We start from the raw sequence: 23,589 nt of genomic DNA, 5'->3' as shown, positions 1-23,589 counted from the left end.
GGTCTTGTGGCGCAGCGTTCGTTGCGGGCAACCGCACCACTCTACCGGGCCGGAGCGGGCGACCTAGAAGGTGATCAAGGAGCGGCCGCCCTTGCCCTCGCGCATGCGGTCGAAGGCGGCCGGGATGTCGTCGAGGGTGATCCGGTCCGTGATGAGGGCGTCGAGGTCGAGGCGGCCCGCGCGGACGTGGTCGGCGAGGATCGGGAGGTCGCGCTCCGGGACACCGTCGCCGTAGACGCAGGCGGTCAGGGTCCGGGCGAAGTGGAAGATCTCCAGGGCGTTGAAGGAGACCTGGTCGTCCTTGGAGCCGATGCCGACCACGGTGGCGCGACCGCCGCGGCGGGTGGAGTTCCAGGCGGCGCGGATGGTGGCGGAGCGGCCCACGCACTCGAAGGCGTGGTCGGCGCCGTGCCCGCCGGTCAGCTTGCGGACGGTCTTGGCCGTCTGCTCGTCGGCCAGGACGAAGTCCGTCGCGCCGTGGCGGCGCGCCAGCTCCTCCTTCTCCGGCGTGACGTCCACCGCGACGACCGGCCCCGCGCCGGCGATCCGCAGCCCCTGCAGCACGGCCAGGCCCACACCGCCCAGCCCGAAGACGACCGCGGACTCGCCCTCCCGCACCCGCGCGGAGTTGTGGACCGCGCCGTAGCCGGTCAGCACCGCGCAGCCGAGCAGCGCGGCGGCGTCCAGCGGGACGCCCTGCGGCAGCGGGATCACGGCGCGCTCGGAGACGACCGTCTCCTCGGCGAAGGCGGCGACACCGAGGCCCGGGTAGACGCCGGTGCCGTCCCCCAGCGCGGCGTACGTCTCGACGGAGGCGGCGTAGGAGTTCTCGCACAGCCACGGCTCGCCGAGCTCGCACAGGTGGCAGTGCCCGCAGGCCGGCGCCCAGTTCAGCACGACGGAGTCGCCGGGGGCGACCTTGGTCACCCCCTCCCCGACGGCGACGACCGTCCCTGCGCCCTCATGGCCGAGGACGACGGGCGTCGCCGCGCGGAGCACGCCCGTCGAGAGCGACAGGTCGGAGTGGCACACCCCCGCGGCGGCGAGCTTCACCCGCACCTGTCCGGGGCCGGGGTCGGGGAGGGTGATCTCGGTGAGCTCCAGCTGAGCGCCCACGGAGGAGAGCAGCGCGGCACGAACCGTCGTCGTCACGAGGGGAGAGCCTTTCTATGGAGGGGAACCCTTGGGGGCGCGAGGAACTGCGCGGGCAACCACCCTGCGCGGATGGCCCGGCGCGTTCGGTGTTCTCCATGGGCGGGTGCCGTGTCGCGCCCACGCGGCGGAGCCGCATGTCGGCAGAGCCTCGCGCCCCTGAGGAGATGCACCTGCAGGTCTAGAACTGCAGCGACTTGGTCCGGAGGAACTCCTCGAGGCCGTGGCGGCCGAGCTCGCGGCCGACGCCGGAGCCCTTGTAGCCGCCGAACGGCGCCAGCGGGTTGAAGCGGCCGCCGTTGATGTCCACCTGGCCGGTGTCCATGCGGCGGGCGAACGCGACGGCAGTCGCCTCGTCCGCGGCCCAGACGCCGCCGGCCAGGCCGTAGTCCGTGCCGTTGGCGAGCTCCACCGCGTGGTCCTCGTCGCGGTACGCCAGCACGCACAGGACCGGGCCGAAGATCTCCTCCTGGGCCACGGTCATGTCCGGCGTCACGTCGGCCAGGACCGTCGGGCGGACGAAGAAGCCGCGCTCCGCGCCCTCGGGGGCGTCGACGCCGCCCGCGACCAGGCGGGCGCCCGCGTCGAGGCCGGCCCGGATGTAGCCGCGGACACGGTCCCGCTGCTTGGCGTTGACGACGGGGCCCAGGCGGGTCTCGGGGCGGGTCGGGTCGCCGGGGACGTACTTCGCCGCGGCCTTGGCCGCGATCGCGACGGCCTCCTCGTACTGGTCCTGGTGCACCAGCAGGCGGGTCCAGGCGCTGCACGTCTGGCCGGAGTTGGCGAAGACGTTGCCGACGTTGACGTTGACCGCGCGGGCCAGGTCCGCCCCCGGCAGGACGACGTTGGCGGACTTGCCGCCCAGCTCCAGCGCGACGCGCTTGATGCCGCGCCCGGCCTGCTCGCCGATCGCGCGGCCGACGGCGGTCGAGCCGGTGAAGGAGACCAGCTCCACGTCAGGGTGCGCGGCCAGCGCGGCGCCCGCGACCGAGCCGATGCCGGTCACGAGGTTGAAGACGCCCGCCGGCAGGCCGGCCTCGTGGACGATCCGCGCGAACAGGCGCGCCACCAGCGGGGTGTCCTCCGCGGGCTTGAGCACGACGGTGCAGCCGGCCGCCAGGGCGGGGACGACCTTGGCGACGATCTGGTGCAGCGGGTAGTTCCACGGCGTGATCGCGCCGACGACGCCGGCGGGCTCGCGGTAGACGGTGGAGTTGCCGACGCGCTCGGTGAACTCGAAGCCGGCCAGCAGCTCGACGTAGCCCGAGGCCACCGCGAGCGGCAGCGCCGCGTGGACGGCGGTGGAGAAGCCGATCGGCGCGCCGAGCTCGGCGGTGACCGTGGCGGCGATCTCCTCCTGGTGCGCGGCCAGGCCGTCGCGGATCGCCGTCAGGTGGGCGAGCCGGGTCTCCTTGCTGCTCGCGCCCCACGCGCGCTGCGCGGCGCGGGCCGCGGCGACGGCGGACTCCACGTCGGCGGCGTCGCCCGCGGCGACGGCGGCGAGGGCCTCCTCGGTGGCGGGGTTGAGGACGGTGATCGTCCCCTCGCCGAGCGAGGGACGCCAGCCGCCGCCGATGTACTGGTCGGTGTAGGTCTCCACCTTGGTCCCTCCGGGCCGCGCGCGACGAAAACTTAGCAGTGCTAGTCAAGGCGTGGCCGGGCCCGCGCGCAAGGCCCCTTCCGAGTGCCACAGGTCACGTGGCGTGGCGTCATCAGGAGTGCATGACCTGTGGCGTCGCTCCTGGCGTGGAGCACATAGACTCGGGGGCGTGCGATCGGAAGCCCGGGACGAGGCCCCTGTGAAGGCGAAGCGCGTGCCGAGGGCACAGCGTGAACAGCAGATGCTGGACGCGGCGGTGAAGGTCTTCTCGCGGTCCGGCTACCACGCGGCGTCGATGGACGAGATCGCCGAGGAGTGCGAGGTCTCCAAGCCGATGCTCTACCTCTACCTCGGTTCGAAGGAGGAGCTGTTCGCGGCGTGCATCCGCCGCGAGGCCGACCGCCTGATCGCCCGCTTCGCGGAGGCGGCGGACCCGTCGATGGACCCCGGCGAGCAACTGTTCCGCGGGCTGACCGCGTTCTTCGCGTTCGTCGCCGAGCACCGGGACAGCTGGATCGTCCTCTACCAGCAGGCGCGGGCGCAGGGCGAGCCGGTCGTCGCCGAGGTCGCCGCGGCGCGGGCCGAGGTCAGCAGCGCGGTTACCGCGCTGCTGCGGCGTGCCGTCCGCGAGGCCGCCCGCGACGACGTCCCCGGCCCGCGCTCGGGCGACGGACGCCCGGACCGCGGCGAGGCCGCGGCCATGGCCGCGATCATCACCGGCGCGGCCGACGCCCTGGCGGGCTGGGTCCTCGACGCCAGCCCCGAGCCGCCGGAGGAGTCGGCCCGCCGCCTCATGTCGGTCATCTGGATCGGCCTGGAGCCCCGCCTGCGCGGCGCCCGCTACGGCGGCTGAGGCCCGTCCGGCCCCCGGGCTTGGACGAACAACATCCTGATACCGGCCCCCTTGTTGGCGCGCCGCCTCCACCCAGACCGACGGCTCCGTGCAGAACTACAGCGGCACCTCCACCGTGTCGGGCGGCGTGATCACCGCCGCCGACGTCCACCAGCCCTGAGCCTGGCGGCGCTGGGTGCTACGAACCCAGCGCCGCCATCGCGGCGTTGTGTCCGGGGATGCCGCTGACGCCGCCGCCGCGCGGCGCGCCCGCGCCGCAGAGCAGGAGGTTCGGGGCGTAGGGCGTGCCGACGCCCCAACGGCCGGCGGACGGGTCGGCCGCCTCCGCGTAGGGGAAGACCAGCGGGCGGTGGAAGATGTTGCCGCCCGGGAGGCCCAGGTCGGCTTCCAGGTCCGACGGGGTGCGCGCCTCGACGCACAACTCTCCCTGACCGTCCCGTGCCAGACAGTCCGTCACGGGCTCGTCCAGCACCGCGTCCAACGCGGCAAGGACGGCCCGCAGCGCCGACTCCCGGTCGTGGGAGGGGAAGAGGCGTGCGGGCTGGTGCAGGCCGAAGAGGGTGAGCGTCTGGTAGCCGCGCTGCCGCAGCTCGGGGGAGAGGATGCTCGGGTCGGTCAGCGAGTGGCAGTAGATCTCCGAGGGAGCGGGGCTCGGCAACCGCCCTGCCGCCGCCTGCCGGTAGGCCGTCTCCAACTCGCCGTAGCCCTCCGCGATGTGGAAGGTCCCCGCGAAGGCGGCGCGCGGGTCGACGGAGCGGTCGCGCAGCCGGGGCAGGCGGGTCAGCAGCATGTTGACCTTCAGCTGCGCCCCCTCCACCGGCTCTGCCGCGGAGGCGTCCCCCACCAGGCGGGCGAGTTCGCGCGGCGACGCGTTGCACAGCACCCAGCGGGCGCCGACGACGCGCTCGGCGCCCGTCGCGTCGGTGAAGGCCACCTCGGCCGAGACGCCGTCCGCCTGGACGGAGGTCACCTCGCAGCCCGTCAGGACCTCGGCCCCCGCGTCCCGCGCGGCCCGCTCCAGTGCGCCGGACACCGCGCCCATGCCGCCGACCGGGACGTCCCAGTCGCCGGTCCCGTTGCCGATCACGTGGTAGAGGAAGCAGGCGTTCTGCCGCAGCGACGGGTCGTGGGCGTGGGCGAAGGTGCCGATCAGGGCGTCGGTGAGCACGATGCCGCGCACCACGTCGTCCGCGAATGCGGACTCCACAGCCTCGCCGATCGGCCGCTCGAAGAGCGCCTCCCAGGTCTGCTCGCCCGCCGCGTCCGCGACGATCTTGCGCAGCTGCGCGCGCTCGGGCAGCGGCTCGGTGAGGGTGGGGAAGACGGCCTCGGCGACCGCGCGGGTGCGCCCGTAGAACTCCTGCCAGGCCGCGAACTCGCGGTCGCCGCCGGTCAGCGCGCGGAACCCGGCGGCCGTGGCCGTGTCGTCCCCGTTGTCGACGAGCAGACCGCGGCCGTCGCCGTAGGGCGTGTAGGAGGAGTAGCGCCTGCGACGCAGCTCCAACCGCAGGCCCAGGTCCGAGACGATCTTCTTCGGCAGCAGGCTGACCAGGTACGAGTAGCGCGACAGCCGCGCGTCCACGCCCGCGAAGGCCTGCGCGGAGACCGCCGCGCCGCCGGTGTGGTCCTGGCGTTCCAGCACGGCGACGCGCCGCCCGGCGCGAGCCAGGTAGGCGGCGGCGACCAGCCCGTTGTGGCCGCCGCCCACGACGACGGCGTCATAGGCAGCAGAGTTCATGCGCACCGTCCTACCAGCACCGCACGCGTGGCGGAAGGACGCGTTCAGCGGGCCGTCGCGGCCGTCGCGGCCGTCGACGGGGCCCGTCCTGGGCCGTCAGCGGGCCATGCGCAGCTGGAGCCAGCAGGAGAGCCGGTCGTCCGGGTGGTCCAAGTCGATGCCGAACAGCTCGCCTGCCCGCCGCAGGCGGTACTTGAGGGTGTTGGGGTGGATGGTCAGCCGGGCCGCCGCCTCGCCGATGTTGCCGACCGCGTCGAGCCACGCCGCGACGGACGCGCCGAACGCGGTGCCCTTGGTGCGGTCGTGCTCCAGCATCGCCTCGATGCCGGGGTGGCGCAGCCGCGGACGGCGGGCCAGCTCGTCGCCGACGTGCGCGAGCAGGACGCGGGCGTGGGTCTCGCGCAGCGTCGCGAAGCCGGGCGCGTCCGGGTCGGCGGTGGTGACGCGGAGGATGTCGTCGACCTCGGCGCGAAGCTCGGGCAGCTCCTCGGGACCGGCGGCGATCCGGGAGCAGGCGGCGCGCAGCGGCGTCTCCAGGCTGCGGTCCAGCACCGCCGCCGCCTGCTCGCCGAGGCGGCGCGCGGTCGCCAGCGCGGCGGGCGCGTCGTCCAGCGGCAGCAGCACGTAGACGGTGCGGCCGACGGTGGCGACGGAGGCCTCCGCGTGGACGGCCGGCCAGTGCCGTGTCGACGCGGCGGCGAGGCGGACCAGCAGGTCGTCGGCGGGCGCGTCCGCACCCGTCGGCGCGGCCGCGGGCGCGAAGCCGAGCAGCGCGAGCGGGCGCTGGCCGGGCAGGCCGAGCTCGAAGCGGACCTCGCGCGCGGTCCGGCGGCCGCGCAGCGCCGCGCGCAGCGCGTCCTCGCGGGCCTGCAGGTCCAGCTCGGCGGCGCTGCGGCGGCGCAGCATGTGCAGGGCGGCCAGCCGCGCGCCGTCGAGCATCGCCCGCTCGCCCGCGTCGTCGATGGGCCGCTCGCCCTCGATGGCCCAGATCGTGCCGAGCGGGCGCTGGCCCGCCCGGATGGCGACGGCGGCGCGCGGCAGCTCGGCCTCGGCCAGCACCGGCAGCCGGACCACGCCTGCTGCGGCGAGCACCTCGCGGTACTGCGCCAGCTGCTCGGGCTGGTGCGGGACGCGGCGCTCCAGGATGCCCTGGCGTCGGTGCTCGTCGATCCGCTGGTCGGGCAGGGTCGAGTAGGCGAGGATCCGGTGGTCCAGGTCCTCGATCGCCACGGCTCCGCCGGTCACCGCCCCGATGGCGTCGGCGAGTGCGTACAACTCCTCGCTTGTCCCACTATGGGTCGGCAGATTCGCCATCTTCATAATGCGATCTTAGGCGAAATCGCCAATGACTGAACGTGACAAGAGATTGAACATAAGGGAGCACTTCGGAGGGAGGGTCGGAGAGCGGTGTCAACGGGGTCGAACACGAGGAAAAGGGAGCGCTGATGGCGGCGACGCAGGCAGCCGAGACGGTCGACTCAGCCGGCTCCGCCGGAGTTGTCGGGCTGTTCCCGCCCGGGACCGCCCTGGACGCGGCGGGCGCGCTGGTGCTCGGCGGCGTCCCGGTCGCCGAGCTCGCCGAGACCTACGGCACTCCCGCTCTGATCGTCGACGAGGCCTCGATCCGCGCCCGCGCCCGCCGCTACGCCGACGGCCTGGCCGCGCGCTGGCCGAACTCCCGCGCCACCTTCGCCTCCAAGGCCTTCCCCTGCACCGCCGTCTACCGGCTGCTCGCCGAGGAGGGCCTCGGCATCGACGTCGCCGGCGGCGGCGAGCTGACCCTCGCCCTCGCCGCGGGCGCGGACCCGGCCGGTCTGGTCGTGCACGGCAACGCCAAGACCGAGGAGGAGCTGCGCCTCGCCGTCGAGACCGGCGCCGGGACGATCGTCGTCGACAACTTCGACGACATCGACAAGCTCGAGAAGATTCTCGGCGTGACCGGTGGCGAGCAGGGCGTGCTGGTCCGGGTCACCCCCGACATCCGCCCCGACACCCACGAGGCGATCTCCACCGGCCAGAACGGCTCCAAGTTCGGCCTGCTCCTGCCGCAGGCCCGCGAGGCCATCGCCCGCCTGCGCGGCAGCGACCGGCTGCGGCTGGACGGCGTCCACGTTCACGTCGGCTCGCAGATCCTCGATCTCGAGCCCTTCGCGCAGGCCGTCGAGGCCGTCGCCGAGCTCGGCGAGTTCGCCGTCTACGACCTGGGCGGCGGCCTCGGCTCCCGGTACACCTACACCGACCACCCGCCCACGGTGGAGGCGTACCTCGACGCCGTGACCGACGTCGCCAAGCGCCTGCTGCCGGCGGATGCCCGGATCCTGATCGAGCCGGGCCGATCGATGGTCGCCGAGTCGGGCGTCTCGCTCTACCGCGTCGTCTCCGTCAAGCGCGGCGGAGGCCACACCTTCGTCGCCGTCGACGGCGGCATGGGCGACAACCTCGAGGTCTCCCTCTACCAGCAGCGCTTCGAGGCCGCCGTGGCCACCCGCCCGACCGGCGGGGGCGAGCTCTGCCGCCTGGTCGGCCGCCACTGCGAGTCCGGCGACACCCTCAGCGCCTCCGTCCCGCTGGAGGACCCGCGCGTCGGCGACCTGATCGCCGTGCCGGTCACCGGCGCCTACACCTACGCGCTCAGCAACAACTACAACGGCGCGCGCCGCCCCCCGGTGGTCTTCGTCCGCGACGGCGAGCACCGCGCCGTGGTGCGGCGCGAGACCTACGCCGACCTGATGCGCCGCGACCTGCCGTAACGGCACCCCGTTCTTCCCCGCCCCGTACCTCACGTCCGGAGCGGGAGGTCAACCTGCCCTGAACAGCGAAAGGCACCCGCATGCCCCCGAACGATGTGAGACTCCGCCAGCAGCTGCTGCGCCGCAAGCCCGTGTCGGCCTTCCTGGCCGACTCCGCCCACGGCGAGGGCGAGGGCCATGAGGGCGGCGGGCTGCGCCGGACCGTGGGCACCTTCCAGCTCACGATGATCGGCGTCGGAGCCACCATCGGGACGGGCATCTTCTTCACCCTCAGCACGGCCGTCCCCGAGGCCGGGCCCGCGGTGATCCTCTCCTTCGTGATCGGCGCCGTCACGGCCGCGCTGACCGCGCTCTGCTACGCCGAGCTCACCTCGGCCGTGCCGGTCTCCGGCTCGTCCTACTCCTACGCCTACGCGACGCTCGGCGAGCTGGCGGCCTGGATCGTCGGCTCCTGCCTGCTACTGGAGTACGCCGTCTCGGGCGCGGCCATCGCGGTCAGCTGGGGCCAGTACCTCAACGACCTGACCCAGCGCCTCTTCGGCTTCACCATGCCCGCCGTGATCTCGGCCCCGCCGGGCGACGGCGGCTACGTCAACCTGCCGGGCGTGGTCCTGGTCGTCCTGTGCTGCCTGGTGCTGATGCGCGGCAGCAAGGAGTCCGCGCTGGTCAACACCATCATGGTGCTGATCAAGCTGGCCGTGCTGACGCTCTTCGTCGTCATCGGCGTCACCGGCTTCCACAGCGCCAACCTGCACCCCTTCGCCCCGATGGGCTTCGCCGGCATCAGCGCGGCCGCCTCCTCGGTCTTCTTCTCCTTCATCGGCCTCGACGCGGTCTCCACCGCGGGCGAGGAGGTCAAGAACCCGCAGAAGACGCTGCCGCGAGCCGTCATCGGCGCGCTGCTGGTTGTCACCGCCTTCTACTGCGTCGTCGCCTTCGTCGGCGTCGGGGCGCAGAAGTGGACCCTCTTCAACGGCCAGGACGCGGGCCTGTCCGCGATCCTCCAGCGCGTCACCGGCGAGACCTGGCCCGGGGCGATCCTCTCCGCGGGCGCGGTCATCTCCATCGTCAGCGTCACCCTGGTCGTCATCTACGGCCAGACCCGCATTCTGTACTCCATGGGCCGCGACGGCATGCTCCCGGCGGTCTTCCGCAAGGTGAGCCCGCGCAGCGGCGTGCCCGTGGGCAACACCCTGATCGTCGGCGGGTTCATCGCCCTGCTCGCCGCGTTCGTCCCGCTGGACTGGCTGGCCAACCTCACCTCCATGGGCACGCTGGTCGCCTTCGCGGTCGTCTCGGTCGGCGTCGTGGTCCTGCGCGTGCGCGAGCCCGGACTGAAGCGCGGCTTCAAGGTCCCGGGCTACCCGGTGGTCCCGGCCCTGTCGGTGGTCTTCTGCGCCTACCTGATCTGGAACCTGCCGGCGGACACCTTCGTGCTGTTCGCATGCTGGCTGGTGCTGGCCCTGGGCGTCTACTTCGGCTACAGCCGCAAGCACTCCCGCCTGGGCCGCCAGGCGGCGGAGACGGATCAGCCGGAGCCCGTGCTCGCCGAATAGCTGCACCACCCAGGGGCGCGGGGCTCTGCCGATGTGCGGCGCCGCCGCGTGGGCGGCTTCTCGCGCAGTTCCCCGCGCCCCCATCGCTGACGTTCGTGCTGGCCCCACCCGTGGGAGATCGTGCAGGAGCTGTGTGAGCTCGTCGCCGGCATCCATCCGCCCGCCCTCGACTCCGGGCTGGAGGCCGCGCTCACGACGCTCGCCGCGCGGGCGCCGTTGCCGACCACCGTCCGCGTCGCCGTGACGCGCCGCCCGCAGTACGCCTCCCGCCTGCTGGCCGGAGGCTCGGCGGGCGTCGGCTACCTGCTGAAGGAGCGGGTGCTGGACACCCAAGATTTCGTCGACGCGTTGGAGCGGGTCGCGGCCGGCGGGACCGCGCTCGACCCCGAGGTGGTCACCCAGCTGGTCGGGGCGAGCCCGGCTCGCGGCACCGTGGACGCGCTCAGCCCGCGTGAGGGCCAGGTGCTGGCCCTGATGGCGGAGGGCCGCTCCAACGCGGCGATCGCCGCGCAGCTCGTGGTCACCGAGCGGGCGGTGGAGAAGCACGTCGCCAACATCCTCAAGCTGGACCTCCCCGTCTCCGCAGCAGACCACCGCCGGGTGCTGGCCGTGCTCCGCTACCTGGGCGCCTGACCGGCTCGCGATCCGGCCTGGGCCGGGACTGCGCCTGAGATTCCAAGGAACTCGGCCCTTCGGGTGGTTGCCCACCCTTTCGGCGTGTGCGCGGTCGCCCGCCGGACGGGTGCGTGTGAGCGTGGGCGACTGAGACGAAGTTCATGACGCAACTGACATGTCCGATCCGCCCGGAGGCTTCCGTGTCCTTGGCCCGCCCGATCCCGCTCGGCGCCCGCATCCGCACGTCCGTCGTCGCCGCCACCATGGCGGGCGTCCTGCTCGTGCTGCCCGCCTGCTCGTCCAACAAGTCGAGCAGTGCGAGCGCCAACGTCACCGGCGCGGCGGCGGCCGCGGCCGCGGCCGCGGTGAGCCCGACCGGCAGCGCGGACCGGATCAAGCTGGCCAAGACCAGGTTCGTGCTCAACGCCGGTCTGGCCGCGGGCGCGACCTACCAGTGGATCTACAAGCCGTTCAAGGCCGGCACCTTCAAGAAGGGCGCCAAGGGCCGCACCGCCGGCCTGATCAAGGGCGCCCTGGCGGCGGCCTTCACCTACAACCGCGCCAAGGCGGCGCTCAACGACGCGAAGGGCGACCCGACGCTGTCCAAGGCCACGACCGCGCTGTCGAACGCGGTGGACGGTCTGAAGAACCTGCCCAGCAAGATCCGGAACGGCAGCGCCTCGGACGCGGACTTCAACCAGTTCAGCAGTGTGACCGACAACATCAAGAATGCGGGCGCCTCCGCAGGGGCTCCCGTCACCGACCAGGTCCCCAGCGCGAGCCAGCTGACCCAGATGGTCAACAGCTGAGGCCGCTCCGGCTCCGGGGCGCCCCCGTTCCGGTGGCCTTCCCGCCCGTCACCGCTTAGCACGGCGCGTCGCCTGGATGTCACGGGAACGCCACTGAATCACCCCGGAAGTCACCCCTGGCGCACACCACATGCCGCGCGGCCGTATCCTGCTCTGTACGCGTCCCGGTGACCCCGGGAGCGGGCAGGAAGGGGCACCAGTGGATTCGGCGGGCAAGGTCGGCGCCTGGTGGCGCAGGTGGCTCCGGCTGGGCGGTCGTGTCGACGAGACCGACGTCGCCGCGGAGCGCGCCCGACGCCTGCGCGTCCTGCTGGACGCGGCCCGCGCGGGGTTCCCCCTGGCGCCCGCGGCGCACCCGGTCGACTTCCGCTGTTCCTGCGACCGGGTCGGCTGTCCGGCCCCCGCGCAGCACCCGCTCTCCTTCGCCTGGCAGTCCCAGGCCACCACCGACTTCGACCAGATCACCCGCTGGCTCTCCCGGGACCCGGACGCCAACGCGATCACCCCGACCGGCCGCGTCCACGACGTCCTCGACGTCCCGGCGGAGGCCGGTCGTCTCGCATTGGAGCGCCTCGCCGAGTCCGGGGTCGTGGCCGGTCCGGTCGCCGCCCTCGGCGAGGAACGCTGGTTCTTCTTCACCACGACCCGCTCCCCGCTCGACGAGGACGAGTGGTGGACCTCCGAGCTCGACTCCCACCCCGACGAGGACGCGGACGAGCACCCCGGCCTGCGCTGGCACACCCGCGGCAGCTACGTGCTGCTGCCGCCGGCCCGCCTCGCCGAGGGCGCCGAGGTCACCTGGGTCCGCGGTCCCGAGCATCCCCTCCCGGACCCGCTGCGGCTGCTGGACGTGCTCACCGACGCCTGCGCCGAGGTCGGCGCGCCGGCGCTCGGCGAGCAGTGGCTGATCCGCTAGCCACCACCCGCTGCCCGCTGCCCGCTGCCCGCTGCCCGCTGCCCGCTGCCCGCTGCCCGCTACCCGCTACCCACCACCCGCTGGCCGCCGGCCGGTCAGGCCGTCACGGCAGGGTGAGGATCTCCGCGCCGTCCTCGGTGACCACGAGCGTGTGCTCGAACTGCGCGGTGCGCTTGCGGTCCTTGGTCACCACCGTCCAGCCGTCCGCCCACATGTCGTGGTGGTAGTCGCCGAGCGTCAGCATCGGCTCGATGGTGAAGGTCATCCCCGGCTGCATCACCGTGGTGGCGAACTCGCTGTCGTAGTGGGGGATGATCAGGCCCGAGTGGAACGCGGTGTTGATGCCGTGGCCGGTGAAGTCCCGCACGACGCCGTAGCCGAAGCGCTTGGCGTAGGACTCGATCACCCGCCCGATCACGTTGATCTGGCGACCGGGCTTGACCGCGGCGATGCCGCGCCGGGTCGCCTCGCGGGTGCGCTCCACCAGGAGCTTGGACTCCTCGTCCACGTTCCCGACGAGGTAGGTGGCGTTCAGGTCGCCGTGCACACCGTGGATGAAGGCGGTGACGTCCAGGTTGACGATGTCGCCGTCCTGCAGCACGGTCGAGTCCGGGATCCCGTGGCAGATCACCTCGTTGACGGAGGTGCAGATGGACTTCGGGAAACCCCGGTAGCCGAGGTCGGACGGGTAGGCGTCGTGGTCGCACATGTACGTGTGCGCGATGCGGTCGAGTTCGTCCGTGGTCACCCCCGGCTCGATCGCCGCGGCGGCGGCGTCCATCGCCTGCGCGGCGATCCGGCCCGCGATCCGCATCTTCTCGATCGTCTCGGCGGTCTGCACCTCCGGCCCGTCGTAGGGCCGGGGGGCCTTGCGGCCCACGTACTCCGGGCGCGGGATGTGCGCCGGCACGCTGCGGGTGGGGGAGAGCGTTCCAGGGACGAGGGGTGCCATGGTGGCCATCCTAATCAGCGGGTAGACCCTCGGTACGGACCGAAGGAGCGACGATGGCCAAGCAGGAGCCGGGCAAGCCCGGTGAGTGGTTCTACTGTCTCAAGCACAAGAAGGTCGAGGAGGGCCCGGAGTGCCCGGCCCGCAACAGGCTCGGCCCGTACCCGACCGCCGAAGCCGCCTCCCACGCGCTCGAGCGCGTCGCGGCCCGCAACGACGAGTGGGACCACGACCCCCGCTGGGAGTGACCGCGCGCCCGCGGCCCCGCGTGCTGCCGACGTGCGCCTGTGACGTGCGGGGTCGACGCGCGGGGCCGCGGCGAGGTCCCTGAAACCGTGTACGAAGTGCGACAAGGCGGGCAGGCGCCTGACGCGGTGCGGAGGGCTGTGGCAGGGTGTCCCGAAGCAACTCGCACTGTGGGGGACACCGGTGGCACGTGGCAACGACAATCCGCGCCTGGGTGCGCGGCTCGCCGCGGCCCTCGGGGCCGCGGTCGTGCTGGGGATGGCCGCCGTCGCGATGAACGCCGCGCGAGGGACCGCCCTGGCCGGTGACGGGCCGGCGAAGGGCATGTGGGCGCTGCTCGCGCTCGGGGTCGTCGTCGTGGGCTGGACGCTCGCCGTCCAGGTGCGGCGGCGTCAGGACCGGCTGGCCGCGGGCGGAACGCCCACCCAGTCGCGGATCGCCTCGCTCGTCCTGCCCGGCTTCATCCTCATGACCCTGGCTACCGTCATCGGCGTGACGATCCTGGGCACGCGCAGCGTCCAGTTCTCGATGCCGCAGCCCAACCAGGGCGTCGCGGTGGACCGCGCGACCGGCGCGGGCCGGACGCCCACGGCGTTGCCGTCCGCCGGATCGGTCGACCAGCCGAACTCGAACAGCAGTAGCAGCCCGATCGACTTCCAGGACCTGCTGATCGGGTTCCTGGTCCTCCTCGGAGTCGCGCTCGTCGTCGTGCTGGTCGTGGTGCTCTCCCGCTGGCTTGTCGCCCGGCGGCGGGTCGGCGGGGCCGCGGAGGGCGCGGTCGACGGCGGCCTGGACGAGGACGGCACGGGAGAGGCCCTGGCCGGCGCCGTGCAGGCGGGGCGGGAGGCCCTCGCCGACGACCCGGACCCGCGCACGGCGATCATCGCCTGCTACGCGGCGATGGAGAAGTCCCTCGCCGACGGCGGCGTCAGCCGCCGCAAGGCGGACACCCCGACCGACCTGCTCCAGCGCGCGGCCGACGCGGGCCTGGTCCAGGGCCACGCCGCGCAGACCCTCACCGACCTCTTCGGCGAGGCGCGCTACTCCACCCACCCGATGGGCGAGCACCAACGCGACCAGGCGCGCGCCGCCTTGGAGTCCATCGGCGCCCACCTCGCCGCCGCCACGGCCGCCTCGGCGGCCCGCTTCGGCGCCCGCGAGGAACTGGAGATCTGATGCCCGTCCAGCCGAACCCCCAGAACCCCCGACCCCGCCTCAACCCAGCGCCGCAGGCGCAGACCCCGGCCGCAGCGCAGCCGCCGGCCCAGGCCCAGGCCCCGGTTGGGGCGCAGCCGTCCGCGCGGGCCCAGGCCCCGGCCTGGTCTCAACCCCCGACGCAGCCCCAGGCGCAGGCTGGGTCTCGACCCCCAGCGCAGGCCTGGCCGCAGTCTTCGGCTCAGCCGCAGGCCAACATCTGGGCGCCGGGCCGGCAGCGGCAGGAGCCGGGGGCGTTTCGTTCCGCTTTCCCTGGCTACGACCACGGGCGGCCGCCCGCGGGCGGGCCGCTCCGGGGGCCGGCGGCGTCCCCCGAGCGTGAGCCGAGGCTCGGCCCCGACCGGCTCGCGCTGGTCACGTTCGCGGGCTTCGGGATCGTCTGTCTTGTCGCGCTGTGGGCCGTCGGCGGCGCCGCGGGGCTCTCCGTCGGGGCTGTCGCGCTCGTCGCGTCCGGCGTCTGGGCGGCCCGGTGGGTCGCCGGCGCGGGCGTGATGGACAGCGGGTTCCGGCGTCGCAGCCGGCTCGTCGGGACCCGCGAACCGACGCTGCGCTACTGGGACGCCGCGCTCTCCGACGCCGCCCGCACCCCCGAGGGCTACGCCCTGCACCTGTACCCGCTGCTGCTGCGCCTGTACGAAGTGCGGCTGGCGGAACGTCACGGCGTCTCGCTGCGGATGCAGCCCGAGCAGGCCGCGGCGATCCTCGGGCCGCAGCTGTGGCCGTGGCTCGACCCGTTCCGCCCGCGCACCCCGGCCGCGATCCGCGCGGCCCGGCTGGCGGGCCACCGCAACGTCCCCGACCCCAGGCCACTGCCTCCCGCGCTGCTGGAGCTGCTCGTGGAGCGCCTGGAGACCCTGTGACCGGCAGAAGCAGTAGTGACAGCAGAGACGTCTCTGCATCGCCATCGAGGAGCACCGTGACCGCGACCGTGACGGACCAGTTGACCCCGCAGCAGGCGGGGACGCGCGCCCATGCGGTGCTGGACGAGATCGAGCGCGCCGTCGTCGGCAAGCGCGCCGCGCTGGAGCTGGTCATGCTCGGCGTCCTGGCCGGCGGCCACGTGCTGATCGAGGATCTGCCGGGCCTCGGCAAGACGCTGCTGGCGCGGTCCTTCTCGACCGTGCTGGGCCTGGACTTCCGCCGCATCCAGTTCACCCCCGACCTGCTGCCCTCGGACGTCACCGGCGCGCCCTTCTACGACCAGCGCACCGGCGAGATGGTCTTCCGCCCCGGCCCGGTCTTCGCCCACCTGCTGCTGGCGGACGAGATCAACCGCACGCCGCCGAAGACGCAGGCGGCGCTGCTGGAGGCGATGGCCGAGGCCCAGGTCTCCACCGACGGCGTCACCCGTCCGCTGCCGAAGCCGTTCGTGGTCATCGCCACCAACAACCCGATCGAGTACGAGGGCACCTACGCGCTGCCCGAGGCGCAGCTGGACCGCTTCCTGCTGCGGGTGCGGATGGGCTACCTGCCGGTCGCCGAGGAGGCGGCGATGCTGCGTCGCCGCCTGGACCGCGACACGCCGGAGGCGGTGCTGAACACCCTCAGCAACCCCGGCGAGGTGGTGGCCATGCGCGACGCGCTGGAGCGCGTCGAGGTCAACGACGACCTGGTCGACTACATCGTCGCCCTGGTCGACGCGACCCGGCGGCACGCGCAGATCCAGGTCGGCGCCTCGCCGCGCGGCGGCCTCGCGCTGGTGCAACTGGCCCGCGCGCGGGCCGTGATGGCGGGTCGCGACTACGTCATCCCGGAGGACGTCAAGGCCGTCGCGCTGCCCGCGCTCGCGCACCGCGTCACGCTCAAGCCGGAGCTGTGGGTGCGTCGGATCTCCGCGGACGACGTGATCGCGGGGCTGGTCCAGAGCGTGCCCACGCCGCAGACCACTCCGGTGCCCGCGCAGGGGCGGCCGCAGGACTCCGCGTCGGCTGTCCCGAACGCCGCCGTCCCGAACCCCGCGAACCCGGTCGGCGCATGATCCACTCGCTGGACCGGGTCCTCGGCGGCCAGGCGCAGGGCACCGAGCACGAGGAGATCCCCGGCGCGCCGGAGCCGGGCGTCCGGCTGACCGAGCGGGCCGTCCGGCTGCTCTCGGTCTCCGTCGCCGCGGTGGTGCTCGCGCTGCTCACGGCCCAGGCGTGGCTGCTCGCGCTGGCGGTCGGGCCGCTGTGCCTGCTGCTGTTCGCGGCCCTGAGCCTGCACCGGGTCGTCGGGGAGCCGGTGCCGGCGGACGGCCGGGTCCAGCGGTCCAGCCTGCGTGTCTTCGAGGGCGAGCCGGTCACGGTCCGGTTCCGCGTCGCCTTCGCGGGATCGGCTGACTGGCTCGACCCCGGTGTGGTGGTCGGTGCCGGATGCGAGCTCGTCTCGGTCGAGTCGGCGGGAAACCAGCTCACCTTCGGCTTCGTGGCCCGGCGTTGGGGCCGCTGGACGCTGGGCACCGCGGACGTGGACGTGCACGACCGCGGCGGTCTGCTGCGCCGCACGCTGCGCGTGGAGCTGGGGGAGATCGAGGTCTTCCCGAACCCCGCCGACGGCGGGCTCACACCGGTTCCGGTGCGGCTGCCCGGCAACCTCGGCGAGCACACCTCGCGCCAGCAGGGCGAGGGCGTCGAGGTCGTCGGCACCCGCCCGTTCGTCTGGGGCGAGCGGCAGCGCCGGATCAACTGGCCCGCCACGACCCGCCGCGGCGCCATCCAGCTCCAGCAGTTCGCCTCCGAGCGCGCCGCCGACGTGGTCGTGCTCCTCGACGCCTTCGCCGACCTTCGCGATCCGGCCACCGGCGGCTCCAGCCTGGACGAGTCGCTGCGCGTGGCCGCCGGGATCGTCCGCGCGTACCTGAGCAGCCACGACCGGGTCGGCGTGGTCTCCGTCGGCGGACGGCTGCACTGGCTCCAGCCCGGCCAGGGCGAGCAGTACTTCTACCGGCTGGTGCAGATGGTCCTCGACGTCCGGCGCGATCTCGCCTACCAGACGCCCGACCTGAACCGGCTGCCCCCGCCCGCGCTGCCGCACGGCGCGCTGGTCCACGCGGTCACCCCGCTGGCGGACAACCGGATGATGGGCGTGCTGGGCGGCCTCGCCGAGCGCGGCAACCCGGTGGTGGTCGTGGAGATCCCCATCGGCGACCCGCGGATCAGCAAGGCCGAGTACACCGAGGAGTTGGCGCTGCGGCTGTGGCGGCTGGACCGCGAGGCGCTGCGCTTCAGCCTGGCCGAGAAGGGCATCCCGGTCGTCCCGTGGGAGGGCGGCACCCTCGACCTCACCTTCGCGCCGCTGTTGCGCACCCGGATCCAAGGGAGGCTGCGATGAGCGACGCCACCGCCGACATGGCCGCACAACCCGTCCTGTCGCCGTCCGACGACGACGCCACGCCCGTCCACCCCGAGGTCGCGCGGCGGGAGTCCGAGCTGTGGGCCGGGCGCGGCCTGGGCGCGGCGCTGGCCCTGGCCGCCGCCGACCCAGCGGGCCTGGCGCACGCGGGCTACCTGCTGGTCTCCTCCATCGTCCGGCTGATCCTGCTCGCGGTCATGGTGCTGATCGCCTGGTTCGCCGCGCCGCCGGTCGTGGCGCGGCCCGTCACCGGCGATCCCCGCTGGGCGTCCAAGCTCTCCCGGCACCGCAACACCGTACTGGCGGTGGGCTTCGTGGTGGTGGTGGCGATCGGATCGCCGCCGACCTGGATGATGTTCTGCGACGCGGCGCTGCTCCTGGCCTACCTGCTCTTCGTCGACGCGGCTGCGGCCGGCCCGCCCGGCGCGGCCCAACTGCGGGACTGGCCGCTGCTGGTGGCCGCGGTGGCGGCCCAAGGTCTGGTGCTGGTCGGCGCGGTGGTCTCCGTCGCCACGTCGGACTCCTGGGCGCGGGCCACCGCGGCGGCGCTGGTGCTTGCGGTGGGCGTGGGCGTGACGCTGTCCGTACGCCGCCGCCGGGTTTGAGCCTGCTCGAGGGCCTCCTCTAGTCGAAGACGGTGCGGTCCCGGTGCAGGGTCATCCGCGTCGGGAACGTCCTGGGCGTCGCGGCCATTGCGGCCGTCGCAGCCGTCGTGGATCCGGCCGACGGTGATTGCACCGCCCCGTGGTAGCGCGAACAGCCCAGCGACCAGCTGAGGTTGCCGACGAGCATCAGCTCCCACGCCGTCAGGTACCGCTCCAGGGCGGGGTCGTCGGCGTCGCGGCGCAGGCCGGAGGCCGCAGCGAGGAAGTTCTCCTCAGCCGCGGCGATGCGGGCGCAGACCGTGTCGGCGGCCTGCTGCAAGCTGTGGCCTTCGGCGTCGCGCAGCACGGCCAGCGCGTTCATCGGCTCGCCCGCGAAGTACTCCTTGCGGAACGAGAGCAGGTCGTTGACCAGGATCGTGTGCACGAAGCAGGCCCGGTGCAGTTCCGTCCAGAGGCCCGGGGCGGCGGCTTTCTGCGTGTCCGTCATGTCCAGCCCCAGGCCGTGCTCTACGGCGACGCCGACCAGGTCGAACGCGGAGTCGGCGTAACGGGCGGCGAGGTAGGCGTCGTAGTTGCGCAGCGCCTCGCGCGCGGTCCGCTCCTTGCCCGCTCCGGCCGCGATCACCTCGGAGAACCCCGCCACGAACCGCGCCCAGAGCCGGTCCGGCACGCCCTCGCGCACCCGCGTCAGCGTCCGGGCCAGCAGCCCGAGCGGCGCGGAGCCCGCCGGGACCGGCCCCTCGCCGCGCAGCACGGCCAGATAGTCCGCGGCCCTGGCCCGCTCACCCGCCTCGTCGTCCGCGACGTCGTCCAGCAGGAACAGCGCGGACGCGGCCACGCAGATCCCGACCAGCCGCTCCCCGTCCGCCTGCGGCAGCACCGCGCACATCAGGCTGACGCCCTCGCACTCCCCGAACAGCCGCTCCGCGCCGGGCAGACGCAGACCCGTGAGCGCCTCGCGGAACCACGCGTCGTGCGCGGTGCGGATCGTGTCCGCCTCCGGATGCGTCCACGCCGCCCGCAGCCTGCCGTGCGGCAGTGCAAGGTCCAGGACCACGGCCTGCCCGTCCCGTTGCCGCGGGCTCGTGGCGGCCCGACTCATCCCGTACCTCCCGCACGTCCGTCCACTACGCTCAGCCAACGACGCCCCCGCCCTGACGGCACGCCGGACTCCGCCACCCGGCGTACGCGACCCCGCCGAGGGCCAGGCGCCCCGCGCGCTCATCCGAGATGAGACACGCTCATCCGAGGTGGGACAGAGGTGCGCGCAGCTCCGCCCGGAGTGGAGCCCACACCGGCGTGCGGCTGCGCGGTCACCAACCCAACGGCGGTGCCGGGGAGGTCAGGTGGTCGATCAGGCGGGACAGCCGGCCGCGGAGGGCGGTGCCGCGACGGCGGGGGGTCGCGGGTTCGCCCGCCGCCGCGCTGACGAGGTGCTGGACCAGTTCGAAGGAGGGCGCGCCCGGATCCGGGGCGACCGTCAGCGCCTCGTGTGCCAGACCGCGCAGCTCGGGGTCGGCCGCCTCCAGCGCGAGCACCGTCGCGCCGACCCGGCGCGCGTCGTGCACGCGTTCCAGCAGACCTTCGCCCGCCGCGTCCGGGGCGACGACGAAGACCGTCTCGCCGCGCCGCGCCTCCTCCAGGCGCGCGAGTGGTACGGCGAGATGCGCGGGCGCGCCCGGCGGGACGTGGTGCCGGACCAGGACCGGGGAGAGCTCCGGCAGGTCCGCGTAGGCGGCCCCGTCGGAGAGGTGCGCCGCCAGATGCCAGGGCTCATCGGCCTCCGTGCCCACCAGCAGCAGACCGCCCGGGCGCGCCGTCTCCCGCAGCGTCCCCGCGAAGCCGCGGGTGCGGCCGATCCACGGGGTGTCCGCGAGCAGTTCCCGCAGCATTGTGACCCTCACCGCATCCATGCACGCCATGCTGCCCCACGCGGACGGCGGAATGGGAGGATCGGGTCATGAGTACCCCTGATGCAGCGTCGGCCGGTGCCGGCGCCACGCCCGCCCGGACGCCCTTCGACCTGCCCGACGTCTCCGGCCTGGTGGTGGGCGTGCTGGGCGGCACCGGCCCGCAGGGCCGCGGCCTGGCCTACCGGCTGGCCAAGTCCGGCCAGCAGGTGATCATCGGCTCGCGCAGCGCCGAGCGGGCCGCGGCGGCCGCGGCCGAGCTGGGCCACGGCGTGGAGGGCGCGGACAACGCGAGCACCGCCGCGCGCGCGGACGTCGTCATCGTCGCCGTCCCCTGGGAGGGCCACGGCGAGCTGCTGGCCGCGCTGCGTACGGAGCTGGCGGGCAAGATCGTCGTCGACTGCGTCAACCCACTCGGCTTCGACAAGCAGGGCGCCTACGCGCTCAAGCCCGAGGAGGGCAGCGCGGCGCAGCAGGCCGCGGCGCTGCTGCCGGAGTCGCGGGTCACGGCCGCGTTCCACCACCTCTCGGCGGTGCTGTTGGAGGACCGCGAGGTCGAGGAGATCGACATCGACGTCCTGGTCCTGGGCGAGGAGCGCGCCGCGACGGACACCGTCCAGGCGCTCGCCAACCGCATCCCGGGCATGCGTGGCGTCTTCGCGGGCCGGCTGCGCAACGCCCACCAGGTCGAGTCGCTGGTCGCGAACCTGATCTCGGTCAACCGCCGCTACAAGGCCCACGCGGGCCTGCGCATCACGGACGTCTGAGCCTGTCCCGCGTCGGGGCCGGGGACGCGGCGGACCCCGCGTCGGGAGCACCGGGGCCGGAGAGGGAGAATGGATCCTTGTCCGGCCCGTCCGCTTCCGTCCGTGGGAGATCCCCGATGCCCCGCTTCGCGCTGTTCGCCTTCACCCTCGCCGTCCTGGCCGTCGTCGCCGCGGTGGTGTCGGTCCTGGCGCAGTTCTGGCTGGGCCTGGCCTTCGTCCTCCTCGCGGGCGTGGCCAGCAACGTCGGCTGGGTCCACTGGCGCCGCGCCCGCCTCGCGGCCGCCGACGCCTGACCCTCCGGGATCGGCCTCCGGCATCGGCGGCTGATCCCGGTCTGCCAGGCCTCAGCTGCCGAAGCCGGGGAAGCCCAGGCTGAAGAAGTGGAACAGGTTGTTGCCGTAGGCGGCGTACCAGTCGGCCCCGAACCAGCCCAGGATCGGGTCGACCAGGTTGTTGAAGAACCAGCCGTTGATGGTGCGGTTCCACAGCAGCAGGAAGACGATCATCATGCCGTAGGGCGCGATGTTCGCGAGCGAGCGGCGGGTCTCGTAGGAGAGCCAGGGCTCGATGATGCCGTAGCCGTCCAGGCCGGGCATCGGGATCAGGTTCAGCAGGGTCGCCATCACCTGGAGCAGCGCCAGGTAGCCGAGCGCCGAGTAGAACTCCAGGTGCGGCACCGCGGTCGTGCCGTCGAACGCCGGTGCCCCGGCGGCCAGGACGATGAGCACGACCAGGGCGAACACCGCGTTGATCGCGGGGCCCGCGGCCGAGACGAGGGCGTTCTTCGCCTTGCTGCGGATGCGCCCGCGCTCGATGAAGACCGCGCCGCCCGGCAGGGCGATGCCGCCGAGGATGATGAAGATCAGCGGCATCAGGAAGCTGTACACCGGGTGCGTGTACTTCAGCGGGTTCAGCGTCAGGTAGCCCTTGGCGCCGACGGTGATGTCGCCGCCGTGCAGCGCCGCCCGTGCGTGGCCGAACTCGTGCAGGCACAGCGAGATCAGCCAGCCCGCGCAGACGAAGAGGAAGACGCCGAGCCTGGCATTGCCCCAGCCGACCCACAGCGCCCAGCCGGTGGTGGCGAAGACCGCGAGCAGGACCCAGAAGACGGTGCTGATCCGGCGGTCCGAGTGCGAGTGGGATGAGGAGAACACGCTCATGGGTGACGGAGCTCCGGTCGGGGGGCGGCGGCGGGCGGGCGGAAGTGCCTGCCGATGATGTCGTGCCGTCGCCGTCCACGCCAAGCCCGGCGCGAAACCCTCCGCCCCGCTGGGCTCAACGCGCGGGGTCGCGGCCCGGTTCCGGGGCGGTCTGCGGCGAGGAGGGCCTCGGCCCCCGGGGGGATCCGGTTCCTGATCACGAGGATCCCCGGCAGCACACTCGTCCTCGGCGAGCGCGCCCATGACGGTGGCCTCGGCGACGTCGAGGTCGACGCCGCCGAGGGCCTTGGTCCCGCCGTGGTGCCCGGCCAGGCCGCGCACCTGCACAGCGGTGGTGACCTACGGGTTGGTCCTCAAGATCCCCGGATGTTCCGTCAGTGGAAGCTGTGCTCCTCGGCGGGGAAGGAGCCGCCGCGGACCTCGTCCATGTACTCCGTCGCCGCGCGGCCCAGCTCGGTGCGGAGGTCGGCGTACTTCTTGACGAACTTCGGCACCCGGCCGCTCGTCATGCCGGCCATGTCCGTCCACACCAGCACCTGGGCGTCGCAGCCGACGCCCGCGCCGATGCCGACGGTCGGGATGTGCAGCTCGTGGGTGACCTGGGTGGCCAGCTCCGCCGGCACCGCCTCCAGGACCACGGAGAACGCGCCCGCGGACTGGACGGTCTTCGCGTCGCGCAGCAGCTGGTGCGCCGCCTCGTCGCCCCGGCCCTGGACCGGGTAGCCGCCGAGCGCGTGCACGGACTGCGGGGTCAGGCCCAGGTGGGCCATGACCGGGACGCCGGCCTGCACCAGCATCTCGATGGCCGGCGCGGAGCGCTCGCCGCCCTCCAGCTTCACCGCATGGACGCCGGCCTCCTTCATCAGCCGTACGGAGTTGCGCAGCGCCTGCGCGGGGGACTCCTGGTAGCTGCCGAACGGCAGGTCGGCGACGACCAGCGCGCGCTGGGTGCCGCGGACGACCGCGGCGGACAGCATCGCGATCTCGTCCATGGTGACCGGCACGGTCGTGTCGTAGCCGAGGTGGCAGTTGCCCATCGAGTCGCCGACGAGCAGCACCGGGATGCCGGCCTCGTCGAAGACGCCGGCGGTCATCGCGTCGTAGGCGGTCAGCATCGCCCAGCGCTCGCCACGGGCCTTGGCGGCGGCCAGGTCGCGCACGGTCACGCGGCGCGAGGTGACGCCGCCGTAGAGGGAGGGGGTGCTGTCTTTCTTCAGGGACTGGGCGCTCTTCTGGGCAGGCGGAAGCGAACCGTTCTGCATGACGTGTCTCCTGTGTCGTGGTCTCGTGGCGCCGTACGGCGTCCCCGGATCACGTCCATGCTGGCACGCCCGCGCGAGAGAGGGAAAGGGGAGCGCGCGGCGCGGCGGAGTCGCGCGCGTCACTCCTCCAGCCCCGCAGCCTCCCGGTCTCATTTA

At 73.6% G+C, this 23,589-nt stretch carries 23 protein-coding genes; 14 read left to right on the top strand and 9 right to left on the bottom strand.

Translation table 11 applies throughout. The features are described 5' to 3' along the window. Window positions 1-63: 63 nt before the first annotated feature. Together TR48_RS21990 and TR48_RS21985 are read right to left on the bottom strand one after the other, a co-directional pair. Window positions 64-1,152, bottom strand: coding sequence for a Zn-dependent alcohol dehydrogenase (locus TR48_RS21990; protein WP_042370026.1), 1,089 nt, complete (start codon window positions 1,150-1,152; stop codon window positions 64-66). A 181-nt stretch (window positions 1,153-1,333) separates the two neighbouring features. After that, on the bottom strand, window positions 1,334-2,752 hold the full coding sequence (locus tag TR48_RS21985) for an aldehyde dehydrogenase family protein (protein ID WP_042370025.1): 1,419 nt from the start codon (window positions 2,750-2,752) through the stop codon (window positions 1,334-1,336). A 169-nt stretch (window positions 2,753-2,921) separates the two neighbouring features. On the opposite strand from TR48_RS21985, the gene TR48_RS21980 reads away from it, so the two are divergent. After that, the gene (locus tag TR48_RS21980; protein ID WP_236652264.1) at window positions 2,922-3,605 is read left to right on the top strand and encodes a TetR/AcrR family transcriptional regulator; all 684 of its coding nucleotides are present in this window, start codon (window positions 2,922-2,924) and stop codon (window positions 3,603-3,605) included. Window positions 3,606-3,783: 178 nt separating this feature from the next. Here TR48_RS21980 and TR48_RS21975 read toward each other — a convergent pair whose 3' ends face one another. Both TR48_RS21975 and TR48_RS21970 read right to left on the bottom strand, forming a co-directional pair. Then, window positions 3,784-5,343 (bottom strand): phytoene desaturase family protein, encoded by a 1,560-nt coding sequence (locus tag TR48_RS21975; protein WP_042370024.1) that lies wholly within the window; start codon window positions 5,341-5,343, stop codon window positions 3,784-3,786. A gap of 96 nt (window positions 5,344-5,439) precedes the next feature. Next, window positions 5,440-6,663: a PucR family transcriptional regulator gene (locus TR48_RS21970; RefSeq protein ID WP_152628100.1), complete on the bottom strand. Its 1,224-nt coding sequence runs from the start codon at window positions 6,661-6,663 to the stop codon at window positions 5,440-5,442. A gap of 125 nt (window positions 6,664-6,788) precedes the next feature. Here TR48_RS21970 and lysA point away from each other — a divergent pair, with 125 nt between their 5' ends. From lysA to TR48_RS21945, 5 genes are all read left to right on the top strand, one after another. Next, complete coding sequence (gene lysA / locus TR48_RS21965) at window positions 6,789-8,093, top strand: diaminopimelate decarboxylase (RefSeq protein WP_042370021.1); 1,305 nt, start codon at window positions 6,789-6,791, stop codon at window positions 8,091-8,093. A gap of 80 nt (window positions 8,094-8,173) precedes the next feature. Beyond that, a complete protein-coding gene (locus tag TR48_RS21960) occupies window positions 8,174-9,649 on the top strand; it encodes an amino acid permease (RefSeq protein ID WP_042370020.1) in 1,476 nt (491 codons plus the stop codon). A 120-nt stretch (window positions 9,650-9,769) separates the two neighbouring features. After that, the gene (locus tag TR48_RS21955; RefSeq protein ID WP_236652263.1) at window positions 9,770-10,282 is read left to right on the top strand and encodes a response regulator transcription factor; all 513 of its coding nucleotides are present in this window, start codon (window positions 9,770-9,772) and stop codon (window positions 10,280-10,282) included. Between the two features lie 182 nt (window positions 10,283-10,464). Further along, the gene (locus tag TR48_RS21950; protein WP_369405600.1) at window positions 10,465-11,073 is read left to right on the top strand and encodes a hypothetical protein; all 609 of its coding nucleotides are present in this window, start codon (window positions 10,465-10,467) and stop codon (window positions 11,071-11,073) included. Window positions 11,074-11,272: 199 nt separating this feature from the next. Continuing rightward, complete coding sequence (locus TR48_RS21945) at window positions 11,273-11,989, top strand: bifunctional DNA primase/polymerase (RefSeq protein ID WP_042370019.1); 717 nt, start codon at window positions 11,273-11,275, stop codon at window positions 11,987-11,989. Window positions 11,990-12,092: 103 nt separating this feature from the next. On the opposite strand, the gene map is transcribed toward TR48_RS21945, so the two are convergent. After that, window positions 12,093-12,941, bottom strand: a complete 849-nt coding sequence (gene map, locus TR48_RS21940; RefSeq protein ID WP_439654488.1) for a type I methionyl aminopeptidase — start codon at window positions 12,939-12,941, stop codon at window positions 12,093-12,095. Window positions 12,942-12,994: 53 nt separating this feature from the next. Here map and TR48_RS21935 point away from each other — a divergent pair, with 53 nt between their 5' ends. From TR48_RS21935 to TR48_RS21910, 6 genes are all read left to right on the top strand, one after another. After that, complete coding sequence (locus TR48_RS21935) at window positions 12,995-13,186, top strand: hypothetical protein (protein WP_042370017.1); 192 nt, start codon at window positions 12,995-12,997, stop codon at window positions 13,184-13,186. Window positions 13,187-13,367: 181 nt separating this feature from the next. Continuing rightward, on the top strand, window positions 13,368-14,360 hold the full coding sequence (locus TR48_RS39115) for a DUF4129 domain-containing protein (RefSeq protein ID WP_052442878.1): 993 nt from the start codon (window positions 13,368-13,370) through the stop codon (window positions 14,358-14,360). Further along, a complete protein-coding gene (locus tag TR48_RS39110) occupies window positions 14,360-15,259 on the top strand; it encodes a hypothetical protein (protein WP_052442877.1) in 900 nt (299 codons plus the stop codon). The genes TR48_RS39115 and TR48_RS39110 overlap by 1 nt, the downstream gene beginning before the upstream one ends. Window positions 15,260-15,315: 56 nt before the next feature. Then, window positions 15,316-16,377, top strand: coding sequence for an AAA family ATPase (locus TR48_RS21920; protein WP_042370016.1), 1,062 nt, complete (start codon window positions 15,316-15,318; stop codon window positions 16,375-16,377). After that, window positions 16,374-17,708 (top strand): DUF58 domain-containing protein, encoded by a 1,335-nt coding sequence (locus tag TR48_RS21915; RefSeq protein ID WP_042370015.1) that lies wholly within the window; start codon window positions 16,374-16,376, stop codon window positions 17,706-17,708. Before TR48_RS21920 ends, TR48_RS21915 begins: the two co-directional genes overlap by 4 nt. Next, window positions 17,705-18,334: a hypothetical protein gene (locus tag TR48_RS21910; RefSeq protein WP_052442876.1), complete on the top strand. Its 630-nt coding sequence runs from the start codon at window positions 17,705-17,707 to the stop codon at window positions 18,332-18,334. The genes TR48_RS21915 and TR48_RS21910 overlap by 4 nt, the downstream gene beginning before the upstream one ends. Before the next feature lie 19 nt (window positions 18,335-18,353). Here TR48_RS21910 and TR48_RS21905 read toward each other — a convergent pair whose 3' ends face one another. Next, window positions 18,354-19,436, bottom strand: a complete 1,083-nt coding sequence (locus TR48_RS21905; protein WP_042370013.1) for a terpene synthase family protein — start codon at window positions 19,434-19,436, stop codon at window positions 18,354-18,356. 211 nt (window positions 19,437-19,647) lie between these two features. Beyond that, window positions 19,648-20,247, bottom strand: coding sequence for a hypothetical protein (locus TR48_RS21900; RefSeq protein WP_042370092.1), 600 nt, complete (start codon window positions 20,245-20,247; stop codon window positions 19,648-19,650). A gap of 47 nt (window positions 20,248-20,294) precedes the next feature. Between TR48_RS21900 and npdG the strand changes: the two genes are divergently transcribed. Together npdG and TR48_RS44445 are read left to right on the top strand one after the other, a co-directional pair. Then, the gene (gene npdG / locus TR48_RS21895) at window positions 20,295-21,011 is read left to right on the top strand and encodes an NADPH-dependent F420 reductase (protein ID WP_042370011.1); all 717 of its coding nucleotides are present in this window, start codon (window positions 20,295-20,297) and stop codon (window positions 21,009-21,011) included. A gap of 116 nt (window positions 21,012-21,127) precedes the next feature. Then, a complete protein-coding gene (locus TR48_RS44445) occupies window positions 21,128-21,304 on the top strand; it encodes a hypothetical protein (protein ID WP_170183550.1) in 177 nt (58 codons plus the stop codon). A gap of 51 nt (window positions 21,305-21,355) precedes the next feature. On the opposite strand, the gene TR48_RS21890 is transcribed toward TR48_RS44445, so the two are convergent. Beyond that, window positions 21,356-22,171 (bottom strand): site-2 protease family protein, encoded by an 816-nt coding sequence (locus TR48_RS21890; RefSeq protein ID WP_052442875.1) that lies wholly within the window; start codon window positions 22,169-22,171, stop codon window positions 21,356-21,358. Between the two features lie 374 nt (window positions 22,172-22,545). Beyond that, window positions 22,546-23,433, bottom strand: coding sequence for a 3-methyl-2-oxobutanoate hydroxymethyltransferase (gene panB, locus TR48_RS21885; RefSeq protein ID WP_042370009.1), 888 nt, complete (start codon window positions 23,431-23,433; stop codon window positions 22,546-22,548). Between the last annotated feature and the right edge of the window lie 156 nt (window positions 23,434-23,589).

Source organism: Streptacidiphilus neutrinimicus, assembly GCF_000787815.1.
GTDB classification, from domain to species: domain Bacteria; phylum Actinomycetota; class Actinomycetes; order Streptomycetales; family Streptomycetaceae; genus Streptacidiphilus; species Streptacidiphilus neutrinimicus.
Note: the sequence above shows the minus strand (reverse complement) of the source record. Positions and strands in the feature narration are given on the sequence as shown.